The organism is Fischerella muscicola PCC 7414 (assembly GCF_000317205.1).
Taxonomy (GTDB): Bacteria; Cyanobacteriota; Cyanobacteriia; order Cyanobacteriales; family Nostocaceae; genus Fischerella; species Fischerella muscicola.
The window spans coordinates 1-1,480 of record NZ_AJLK01000216.1 but is presented as its reverse complement, the minus strand read 5'-3'; the positions used below and the strand labels follow the sequence as shown (position 1 = coordinate 1,480).

The following is a 1,480-nucleotide window of genomic DNA, read 5'->3' as shown; positions in this document are numbered from 1 at the left end:
GTGACTGCCTAGCTAGCAGAGTTAAGATGCAAAGAAAATAGAAATATTACCTTGTAGTGCATCAATAAGTACTGACAAGAGATTAAAGCCCTGCTTGGATGCAGTGGAAAGAAAAGAGCGAATATTAGCAAATGAAACAGCATTGGAGAACGAGCGGAAACCACCCGAAATTTTCTGCTTACATTTCATCATCCGCAGGTCTCTTTCGGCTTGATTATTTGTGAATGGAACATTTGTGTCGGTCAAAAACCTCAAAACATCAATTTTAAAGTTTTGAAAACGCACGAGCAAATTATGCCCAACTCGTCGTTTTTGTCTTCCTCGATTACCTTTACGAGCTAATGGTGGTTGTAATTGATGAAAGTCTAGTCCTCGTTTGAGAATTTGTTCGTATAGTTGATTTAGACGAGCAACTATATTTTCGGGAATACCTGATTGGTAGCGGTTTTTGTAGTGGCAAGCTAGCAACAAAAGCTTTTTCATCGATTTTGCCCAAGATTCAAGCTCAATTTCTTCTAAGGCTGTTAGCTCACGTAAATGGTGTGCATTACACAATGCATGGTTAACCGAATTGAGTTGATAATAAGGTTTCCAATGGTCGTGAACAACTGTGCCCTTGAGTTCGGATAATATTTCTATATCCTTACGTTTGTTTGAGACTCGATACCAGGAAAGCTGTTCGGTTGAAACCACATGCAACCACTGGGTTTTTCCCCCGATCCGAAATCCTGTTTCGTCCAGATGCTTGACTGGTGATTCTTTGACCGATTTTTCAATCTTTGTTACTACTGGTTCTATGATTTGAGCAAGTAACTTCGTTGTATTTGCTATTGTTCCTGGGGTTATTTTACAGCCAAATATGTCTTGGAACACCTCACTTAATCTATCTTCAGGGATAAAGTGTTGATGATGTAGGTACGTTGCAACCGCTTTGATTCTCACCCCATATTGCACTGGTGCTTTTACCGATTCTGGAAACCTCCCTTGTATTGTCGATTGACATTGGGGACATTGTTTTACCCCTACTTGATGTTCTGTGACTATTATTTGCGGTGCTGGTATATCGAAGACTTGTCGCTTGATTATTCTTTCTACTGATATTTGAGATACATCACACCCACATCCATGACACAAACATGGTGTTGTGTGTTCGATGATTGTGTCTGGCTGCAATACTTGTTCTAATGTCTGTCCTTGATGCCCTAACTGTCCCCCTGATGGGCGCAATCCTTTTTCTCGTAAACTTTTCGTCCGATTTTTTGATTTCTTTTTGAGTCCATCACTTGACGGTGGCTTGGAACTTGTTTCACTATTTAGTCCCAAATACCTCTCTAGCTCTGCTATTCTTTCACGCAGTGCTTGATTTTCTTGTTCTAGCCTCTCTATTTTTCGATCTTTTTCTTCTGGACTCATGCCTAGAACATTACCATAATCATGCATGTCAATGGAATAATACTTGCTGCCCTACCTGGGCAGTTAC

At 40.3% G+C, this 1,480-nt stretch carries 1 protein-coding gene; it reads right to left on the bottom strand.

Going from position 1 to position 1,480, the window contains the following annotated elements; all coding sequences use genetic code 11:
* Nucleotides 1-21: 21 nt before the first annotated feature.
* Complete coding sequence (gene tnpC, locus UYI_RS33895; RefSeq protein WP_016870629.1) at nt 22-1,440, bottom strand: IS66 family transposase; 1,419 nt, start codon at nt 1,438-1,440, stop codon at nt 22-24.
* Nucleotides 1,441-1,480: the final 40 nt, after the last annotated feature.